General features: G+C 66.4%; 1 protein-coding gene. It reads left to right on the forward strand.

The features are described 5' to 3' along the window. Nucleotides 1–378 (forward strand): citrate/2-methylcitrate synthase (locus tag FOI68_RS22980; protein ID WP_304488792.1); only part of this gene is annotated, 378 nt, incomplete at its 5' end. Nucleotides 379–411 lie beyond the last annotated feature (33 nt).

Here is a 411-nt window from a genome sequence, read left to right on the forward strand (position 1 = left end):
GGCCACCGCTTCCATCCCGTCGATCCCCGCGTCCCGCGCCTTCTCGAACTCGTCGACGAAGCGTCGGCCAGAAAGGTTGTGTCCGGACGGTTCGCCCGCATCGGCCGCGCCATCGAGGCTGCGATCGCGAAGAAGCGGGGCGGCAAGGTCGTTCCCATGAACATCGACGGCGCGACGGGCGTGATTTTTGCCGAGCTGGGTTTCCCCCCGCCCCTCTGCCGCGGCCTGTTCGTGCTGTCGCGATCGGTGGGCGCGCTCGCGCATGCCTGGGAGCAGAGCCAGTCTCCGGACCGGAACAAAGGTCCGATACCCCGCGACCTCATCTGGACCTATAACGGCCCTAAAAAGCGCCCTTTGCCCGACGGTGAGGCGCACTAAGATAGCCAGCCAAGTGCGGCACCAATGACCGCG

It is taken from the genome of Brevibacillus sp. LEMMJ03 (assembly GCF_007197875.1).
In the GTDB taxonomy this organism is placed as follows: Bacteria; Bacillota; Bacilli; order Brevibacillales; family Brevibacillaceae; genus Brevibacillus; species Brevibacillus thermoruber.